The sequence below is a fragment of the Stutzerimonas stutzeri genome (assembly GCF_024448695.1).
Classification (GTDB): Bacteria; Pseudomonadota; Gammaproteobacteria; order Pseudomonadales; family Pseudomonadaceae; genus Stutzerimonas; species Stutzerimonas stutzeri_T.
Genome location: NZ_JAMOHY010000002.1, coordinates 356,014 through 364,324, shown reverse-complemented (window position 1 = coordinate 364,324; position 8,311 = coordinate 356,014). Strand labels below are relative to the sequence as shown.

General features: G+C 60.8%; 9 protein-coding genes. 5 read left to right on the top strand and 4 right to left on the bottom strand.

Going from position 1 to position 8,311, the window contains the following annotated elements:
* From NAV32_RS03940 to NAV32_RS03930, 3 genes are all read left to right on the top strand, one after another.
* On the top strand, positions 1–100 hold a 100-nt coding region (locus NAV32_RS03940), incomplete at its 5' end, for a hypothetical protein (RefSeq protein WP_256051498.1).
* A 228-nt stretch (positions 101–328) separates the two neighbouring features.
* Positions 329–1,456 carry a DUF3182 family protein gene (locus NAV32_RS03935; protein WP_256051479.1) on the top strand — a complete coding sequence of 376 codons (1,128 nt, stop codon included), beginning with the start codon at positions 329–331 and terminating at the stop codon, positions 1,454–1,456.
* On the top strand, positions 1,443–2,204 hold the full coding sequence (locus NAV32_RS03930) for an alpha/beta hydrolase family protein (RefSeq protein WP_256051478.1): 762 nt from the start codon (positions 1,443–1,445) through the stop codon (positions 2,202–2,204). The genes NAV32_RS03935 and NAV32_RS03930 overlap by 14 nt, the downstream gene beginning before the upstream one ends.
* 6 nt (positions 2,205–2,210) lie before the next feature.
* On the opposite strand, the gene NAV32_RS03925 is transcribed toward NAV32_RS03930, so the two are convergent.
* From NAV32_RS03925 to NAV32_RS03910, 4 genes are read right to left on the bottom strand one after another with little or no spacing between them, the layout of a single operon-like run.
* Positions 2,211–2,789 carry a cob(I)yrinic acid a,c-diamide adenosyltransferase gene (locus NAV32_RS03925; RefSeq protein WP_256051477.1) on the bottom strand — a complete coding sequence of 193 codons (579 nt, stop codon included), beginning with the start codon at positions 2,787–2,789 and terminating at the stop codon, positions 2,211–2,213.
* Between the two features lie 13 nt (positions 2,790–2,802).
* The gene (locus tag NAV32_RS03920; protein ID WP_256051476.1) at positions 2,803–4,818 is read right to left on the bottom strand and encodes a sensor histidine kinase; all 2,016 of its coding nucleotides are present in this window, start codon (positions 4,816–4,818) and stop codon (positions 2,803–2,805) included.
* A 42-nt stretch (positions 4,819–4,860) separates the two neighbouring features.
* Positions 4,861–5,778: a putative 2-dehydropantoate 2-reductase gene (locus NAV32_RS03915; RefSeq protein ID WP_256051475.1), complete on the bottom strand. Its 918-nt coding sequence runs from the start codon at positions 5,776–5,778 to the stop codon at positions 4,861–4,863.
* Positions 5,775–6,743 (bottom strand): GGDEF domain-containing response regulator, encoded by a 969-nt coding sequence (locus NAV32_RS03910; protein ID WP_256051474.1) that lies wholly within the window; start codon positions 6,741–6,743, stop codon positions 5,775–5,777. The genes NAV32_RS03915 and NAV32_RS03910 overlap by 4 nt, the downstream gene beginning before the upstream one ends.
* A gap of 147 nt (positions 6,744–6,890) precedes the next feature.
* On the opposite strand from NAV32_RS03910, the gene NAV32_RS03905 reads away from it, so the two are divergent.
* Entirely contained in the window at positions 6,891–7,370 is a 480-nt protein-coding gene (locus tag NAV32_RS03905) for a YajQ family cyclic di-GMP-binding protein (protein WP_256051473.1), read from the top strand.
* Between the two features lie 82 nt (positions 7,371–7,452).
* On the top strand, positions 7,453–8,277 hold the full coding sequence (locus tag NAV32_RS03900; protein ID WP_256051472.1) for a mechanosensitive ion channel family protein: 825 nt from the start codon (positions 7,453–7,455) through the stop codon (positions 8,275–8,277).
* Positions 8,278–8,311 lie beyond the last annotated feature (34 nt).

The window sequence follows — 8,311 nt, the reverse complement described above, 5'->3', positions numbered from 1 at the left end:
GGTGCCTTACAAGCAGATCGTTATCGCCCTGGGCGAAGGCGCCAAGGCTTCCCTGAGCGCCTTCGATCACCTGATCCGCAGTACTTCGCCTGTAGCGTAATGCCCGTAGGGCCGCACTCGTTCGGCCCCTACTCTCCAGTAGCGTTGCAAAGCAAAAGGGAGCAGATTTCGATCTGCTCCCTTTTTTTGTTCCGGATTTCCGACGGATAGATGGCAGAGATTGGCGGTCTACTGGCTACACCGGTTCCGCTTTGGCTGGTGACAACGAACGAAGAGGGCGGACAACGTTTCTTCGCACATATCAGCAGTCCCGGGAGCGAATTCATTTATGACGAGTGCGGATGCGCCGCAAAATCCCCGCGGGGCCGTGGTGACCCTGGCGAATCGTACCCGCGAGCCTCGACATGAAAAGGCTGTGCATGAGCAGCTGGCCAAGCGCCTGGCTGCGCTCCAGGGGCTGGCTTTTCTCGGGGAATATGAGCCTGCCGCACATTACTCCCAACGGCTGTATTTTGTGCCTTCCGGTACGCTTGTGGGCGTCGAGGCGGCGCGCGAGCTGGGAATCGAAGGCGAACAGGACCTTTTTGGCGGCGTGGTGCCCCATGCTTTCGTCGAGACCAAGGCCATATCGCATCCCCTGTTGCGGCCCAATGCCGATTCGCCCATTGGCTGGTCCCGGGATTTCGCCAACCGGGTAAAGGGCAGTGTGCTGGCAGGCTACAGCGTATTTTCTCTGCACGATGCACGTGAGGCAGGAAGGCGTCTGCTGCATGAAGGGCCGTTGCGGCTCAAGCCGGTGCGCGCCACCGGCGGTCGTGGGCAGACGCGAGTGGAGGGCGTTCAATCACTTGATCAGGCGCTGGAACATATCGAGGAGGCCGAGCTTGCGAAGTATGGGCTGGTTCTTGAGAGCAATCTGGATCGCGTAACGACCTTCAGTGTCGGGCAGGTGCGCGTGGCTGCGCAGACACTGAGTTATTACGGCACACAACGCCTGACTCAGGACAACGCCGGTCAGACTGTCTATGGCGGCTCGGACCTGGTGGTTGTGAAAGGCGATTTTGATGCCTTGCTCAAGCTTGATCTGCCGGACAAGACCCGTCTTGCCATCTCGCAGGCGCAGGTCTATGACGCGGCTGCCTCGGCCTGCTTTCGTAATTTCCATGCCTCGCGACGCAACTACGACATTGCCCAAGGGGTCGATGGCAGAGGCCGTGCCTGCTCTGGCGTGCTGGAGCAGTCCTGGCGCATTGGCGGTGCCAGCGGCGCCGAAGTTGCAGCGCTGGAAGCTTTTTCCCAGGGTGGCAAGGCGGGCGTGGTGCGGGCATCGACCGTGGAGTTGTACGGTGAGACAAAGCCGGTTCCAGAGGGTGCCACGCTGCTCTTTTGTGGTGAGGACGAGGAGGTCGGGTTCATCACCAAATACGCAACGGTGGAGGAACATGGCAACCCATAGCGAGCCTGTGGATATCCTGGTTGATGATGAGCACATCGCCGGCACCTTTCTGACACCCCCGACAAAGTTGCCCGGTGTGCTTTTCGTACATGGCTGGGGTGGTAGTCAGGAGCGCGACCTGACCCGCGCCCGGGGCATTGCCGGACTGGGCTGCATCTGCCTGTCGTTCGACTTGCGCGGTCATGCCCTGACACTGGCGCAGCAGCAGACGGTGACCCGTGAACAGAATCTGAATGATCTGCTAGCCGCTTACGATCTGCTGGCGCAGCATCCCCATATCGACTCATCGGCGATTGCGGTGGTGGGGACCAGTTATGGCGGCTACCTGGCCGCGCTGCTGACTGCCTTGCGACCAGTCCGATGGCTTGCCATGCGGGTGCCGGCGCTGTATCGGGATGACGACTGGATGGTGCCCAAGCGGCAGCTCGATCGGGATGTCCTCAACCAGCTGCGAGGGCGGCGTGTGATGCCCGAGGAGAATCGAGCCCTGGCGGCCTGCGCAGATTTTCGTGGCGATGTGCTGCTGGTCGAATCCGAATTCGACCACTTGGTTCCCCACGCGACCATCATGAGCTACCGCGCGGCGTTCCATCAGACGCACTCGTTGACCCATCGCATCATCCTCGGTGCCGATCATGGCCTGACCAGCGAAAGCTGTCAGAAAACCTATACCGACATCCTGGTTGGATGGGCGACCGAGATGGTGGTTGGCGGTCGCCTGGGCAGACTGCAAAGCCCGGGTGCCTGAGGTCCTTCAGGACGGCGCGCGTGCGACTTGCCAGAGGATTTCTGCACAGTCCTGACGGCGTGCGATGAGCCGTGCGGATACGAAGAACAGATCAGACAGGCGGTTGAGATAGGCCAGACCCACCGAGCGCAAGGGCTCGCTGGCGTTCAGGTGCTGACAGCGTCTTTCGCAGGTGCGCGCCATGCTGCGGCACAGGTGGGCGAGGGCGATCAGCCGCGAGCCGCCTGGCATGATGAAATCCTTCAGCGGTCCCAGCTCTTCATTCCAGCGGTCGATGGCGGTTTCCAGTCGTGCCACTTCGGCCTCGTCCAGGGCCTGATACTCCGGCATCGCCAGCTCGCCGCCGAGGTCGAACAGGCGATGCTGACAGGGCGCCAGTACCTCGCTCAGTTCCGCCAGTCCCGGCCAGCGTGGCCGGGCTTCCTCGAGCTCGGCGAGCAGCAGACCCAGCTGGCTGTTGAGGGTGTCAATCTCGCCCATCGCCTCGATGCGCGGGTGATCCTTGGGTACCCGGCGGCCATCGGCCAGTCCGGTTTCGCCGCTGTCGCCGGTGCGCGTGTAAATCTTCGAAAGTCGGTTGCCCATCAGTAATTCCTGTTCAATTGTCAGGCGCCTCGGATGTCGATGCCAGTGGCAGGCGCAGGGTAAAGGTGGTGCCCTGGCCCGGTCTGCACTGCACTTCCATCTGGCCCTTGTGGTTGTTGGTAATGATGAAATAGGAAACGGAAAGTCCCAGCCCGGTCCCCTGGCCGACTTCCTTGGTGGTGAAGAAGGGCTCGAAAATCCGTTTGCGAATATGTTCGGGGATGCCGCCGCCGTTGTCTTCCACCTGGATTTCGACCCAGGGCGGGTTGAGCCGCGTACTCAGGATGATCTGTCCGTGGCTTCGGTGCGGGCCCTGGTGGATAGCCTGGGCAGCATTCTTCAGCAGATTCAGCAGCACCTGTTCGAGCTCGTTGCCAATGCAGGGGACCCGACTCACCTGCGGGTCGAAGTCGCGCAGGATATCAATGGCGCGAAAATCGAAGCTGTCCGTCAGGGCAAAGTCGTTGCCGGCGATTTCCAGTGCCTGGTCGATCAGTTCGCTCAACTGACACTCGGCCAGTTGGCGGTTACTCAAGCGGCTGAAGCTGAGCATGTGGCTGACGATTCGGGCAGCACGTGAGCCGGCCTGCTGAATGCCATCGAGCAGTTGTGGGACCTCGCGTCGTTGCAGGTACTGGTTGACTGCTTCCAGTTGCACCCCGGTCTCCTCGGCGGCCTGGCGATTACGCTCGAGGTCCGGCGACAGCCGTCTGCGGATGTTCTGCGCATTGTGCAGAATGGCGCCAAGCGGGTTGTTGATTTCATGGGCCATGCCGGCGGCGAGGCTGCCGACCGAGAGCATCTTTTCCGACTGCACCATGAGTTCTTCCATATTGATGCGCTCGGTGATGTCGTCAATACGGATCACCACGCCACGACCGGCGCCGCCCATCAGCGGATAAAGCGTCAGGGCGTAGTGCCGGGGTTCTTCATTGAAGGCCCAGGTGACGCGCTCGATCTTTTGCACTTCGTGATGTTCGCAGGTGCGACGAATCTGGCTGAGAAAGGGCCGCAGTGGCTCGAAGGCGATAAAGACCGGCTGGTTCAGTGCGTCCTGGAGGGACGTACCGGAAAGCGCACTGGCCTGCTGGTTCCATTGGGTCACGTAGAGCTGTTCATCCAGCGCGATAAGCACCGATGGCATGGAGTCGATGATGCTGTTGAGGTAGTTCTGGAAGCCGGTGAGCTTGCGTTCGATCTTGCTGCGCACCTGGACTTCCAGTTCAAGCTTGCGGTTGGAGTGCCGGGTTTCTTCTGCCAGGCCCTGGGCATGGTCGAATGCCTCCTGGGCATCATCGCGGGCTCGTTTGAGCTGCTGTTCACGCGCTTCCATGCGCGACAGCATGGTGTTGAAGGCATCGGCCAGGCGACCGATTTCGTCCTGGTTCCGGGGCGTGGCGCGCAGCGAATAGTTTTCCTCGCGAGTGACCTGGCGCGTCAGGGCTTCAAGGTCGCGGATCGGGCGAGTGACCAACTGGCGGATCTGCCGTGCAACCAGTATCCAGAGCAGCAGGCTGGCCAGCAGGATCGCCAGACTGGCCGTCAGGGTGCCGGTGTAGAAGGCGCCCGGCAGCTCGCTGCTGGCCACGATCAGCAAGTGTCCCGGCGGGCCTGCCGCCTGGGGTAGTTCTACCAGCAGGTTGGCGCGCATTTCGGTTTTTTGCCACTGGGCAAGCTGGTCTGTCTGTTTCGGCAGATTCAGTGCTTCGCCCCGATGCAGCTGCGCGAAGCGCTGCCCCGCAGCGTCATAGATCACCGCCGCGCGCAGCGGCGCATAGTCGTCCAGTTTGCCCAGCAGCGCATTGGCGGCAGCTTCCGAAGCAAGGGCTTGCCTGCTTAGCTCGGGTGTGGCGAACAGCGCGCCGAGGGTGTGCATCGCCTGGGGCGCCATGCTCTGACGCGAGATCCAGTAGGCCGCGCTGATAAAGGTCAGATTGGAGACCAGCAGCACGGCGGCAAGCAGGACGAGCGGGGCGATCAGCAGCTTGCGACCGACCGGGAGATTTTCGAGACGCTGGCGCAGAGTCATGACAGGCACGGGCGAAGGGCGTTTGTGCAGGGTAGCGGGGCCTCAGTCCGGCGGCAATCCGTGTTGCATGAGGAACAGTTGCAGACGCTGCAGCAACGCGTTCAATTCGTCAGCCCGTACGTGCTGCCGTTGTGCCGACTGACAGGCGTGACCGAGCAGGAAGCTGATTTCCGTGCGGCGACCGCTGCGCACATCCTGGTGCATGGAGGAGTAATTATTGGCGGTGGCTTCGACGATGCGCAGTACCTCGTCTTCCAGTGCGTGGGCTGCTTCGGCCTGGTTGCAGGCCATGAGCACCCTGCGCAGCTCTTCGCACAGCTGGCTGAGCTGTTCACGATGCGCGAGCAGTTCGCCGTTGCGGCACCCGTACAGAACGGTCAGTGGGTTGATCGCACAATTGATCGCAAGCTTGCGCCACAGCCTGGTTTCGATGTCGGCTGTCCAGTCGCAGGGAATACCTGCCGTAGCCAGGTCGCGAAGCCAGGTCGGTGGACGCTGATCGAGGGGGTCGCCCAGCCAGTTCTCACCGTGGCCGGCGTGAACGACCTGAAAATCCGCAGGGCGGTAGCCGCCTTCGGTGCTGGAAATGAAGATGCAGCGGCTGCTTGGCCAGCGTGCGGCTACGGCCTGCTGGCTGCCGAGGCCATTTTGCAGCAGGAGAATTTCGGCTCCCGGCAGCAGCCGCTCTGCCACTGAGGCGACGGCAGTTTCGGCGTCGTAGGCCTTGCAGGCTACCAGCAGTCGCTGAATGGGCTCGGCGGTTGTGGGCAGTTCGGCGGTTATCGGATACAGGCTGGTCTGGCTTTCCTCGATCAGCCTGAGGCCACCGGCGGCGCGATAGTCGGCGAGTCTCTGGGGTGTGCGCAGAATGATGCGTACCGGAATTGCGGCGCGACTCAGGCGCGTTGCCCACAGGCAGCCGAGACTGCCCGCGCCGAGAACGTGCCAGACGGTGCTCATCCGCCTGGCTGTTTGAGGCGCATCGGTACGATGCGGCCCGTGCTGTAGGCATCCGGAAGCAGTGACTCGGCGCGCTCGATGACGAGCCGGGGGTCGATGGGCAGGGCGCTCGCATCGAGACTGACCAGGCCGATGCCGGCTTTGAGCGAGATGAAGCCTTCGCTGGTCTTGAAAGCCTTGATATTCAAGCCCTCATGCAGCCGCTTGAAACTGCTCGGAGAGCATGCCTGCAGGTCATCGACCAATGCCAGCAGCCCGAAATGATTGTCGTCCAGGCGCGTCAGGATATCCAGCGGTCGAACCAGCTGTTGCAGGCGCCGTGCCACACCATGCAACAGTTCCTGATAAAAGCGCTCGCCGTAGCGCTGGCGCTGGCCGGCAATTTCCGGCAGTCCGATCACCAGGTAACAGATTGCACCGCCACGGCTCTCGACCTGGCGCAGGCTGTCGCTGAGTTTCTGCCGCAGATAGCGCGTATTGCCGAGGCCTGTGATCGGATCGATCAGGTTGCGTTTCTCCAGGCTGGCAATGTTCTCGGTGAGCAGGCGATTCTCTTGCAGGAGCCGTTGCAGCGAGCCACACAGGCGGTCGGCGGCATACACCCGCGGAACCAGTTGTTCATTCATCGCCGACTTGCTGATGAAATCATCCACACCACGGTCGAATGCAATGTTCAGTACATCATTACCGTCGCGTCCGGTGAGCAGAATGATGTAGGTGTAGTGATCGGATGTTTCGTCCTGCTGGCGGACCAAGGCCGTCAGCTCCAGGCCGTCCATCTCCGGCATCAGCCAGTCGGCGAGAAGCACATTGGCCGGGCGCTGCTCGATCAGCGCCAACGCTGCACTGGCGCTGTTGGCGAAGCGTATGTCCTCATAACCGGCCTTGCTCAGCGCGCGACCGATCATGATGCTGGAAAACTTGGCGTCGTCGACTACAAGGATGCTGAGGTGTGAGTTGGGCATTCATTGGCTCAGTAGAGAAGGGGTTGTGGCAACAGGTTATGGTCGGGCGTTCAGGGCTCAAGCGGCTATAATGGAGGCCCATTTCAACCGTCAAGCTAAGCGCGCTGGGTCACACCCATGCGCCGTTTCATACTATGGAGCAAGCTCATGCCCTCATTCGACGTGGTGTCCGAGCTGGACAAACACGAAGTCACCAATGCCATCGACAACGCCGTCAAGGAACTGGATCGACGCTACGATTTGCGCGGTAAAGGCAATTTCGAGCTCAAGGAGTTGACCATTCACTTGACTGCCGATGCTGATTTTCAATTGGAACAGATGCTGGACATTCTCAAGTTGAGCCTGGTCAAGCGCAAGATCGATGTTCAATGCCTGGAACTCAAAGACCCCTATCCTTCGGGCAAGTCGGTCAAGCAGGAAGCGATTCTACGCGAAGGCATCGACAAGGAATTGGCAAAGAAGATCGTCGCGTACATCAAGGACGCCAAGCTCAAGGTGCAGGCGGCCATTCAGGGCGAGCAGGTCCGGATAACGGGCAAGAAGCGTGACGATCTGCAGGAAGCCATCGCGCTGCTGCGCGCTCACGAATTTGGCATGCCGCTGCAGTTCAACAATTTCCGCGATTGATTCTTCCTGCGCCAGCCGCGCTTATTCATTCCCTCACTGCCGGGGGTTGCTTCGGGCGCCCGGTTGAAAGGAGTTTTATTTTATGGACCTGAGTGTCGACTATCTGGTCGATCTTTCCGAATCCTGGCTGCCTGTCGTTCTGCAATACGGTGCGCAGGTGACGCTTGCCCTGCTGACCTTTCTGTTCGGTTGGTGGCTGATCAATACCCTGACCGCAAAAATTTCCAGCCTGCTGCAGCGACGCAAGGTCGATCCGACCCTGCACGGCTTTATCGGCAGCCTCGCCAGCGTAGTGCTCAAGGTGCTGCTGCTGGTCAGCGTGGCATCGATGATCGGCGTGGAAACCACCTCGTTCATTGCAGTGATCGGTGCCGCAGGTCTCGCCATTGGTCTGGCGCTGCAGGGCAGTCTGGCGAACTTTGCCGGTGGTGTGCTGATTCTGCTGTTTCGCCCCTTCCGTGTGGGCGAGTGGATCGAAGCGCAGGGCGTAGCCGGCACGGTCAACTCGATCCAGATCTTTCATACGGTGCTCAAGACTGGTGACAACAAGACCGTGGTAGTGCCCAACGGGGCATTGTCCAACGGGCACATCACCAATTTTTCCCGCGAGCCGCGTCGCCGCGCCGATATCAATGTCGGCATCGACTACAGCAGCGACATCAAACTGGCACGCCAGATCCTGCTGGAAATCGCCGAGGACTCGCGTGTCTTGCGTGATCCCGAGCCGGTGGTGTTCGTTACGGGGCTGGGTGACAGTGCCGTCAACCTGTCGCTGCGCGTATGGGTCGCGACCGGGGATTTCTGGCCGGTGACTTTCGCCTTCACCGAGCAGGCCAAAGAGCGACTGACCGCAGCAGGCGTGGGTATTCCCTTCCCGCAGCGGGTCGTGCATCTGGTGCAGAGCTGATAGTTGTTGCATGAATGATGAAACCGGCGTCTGC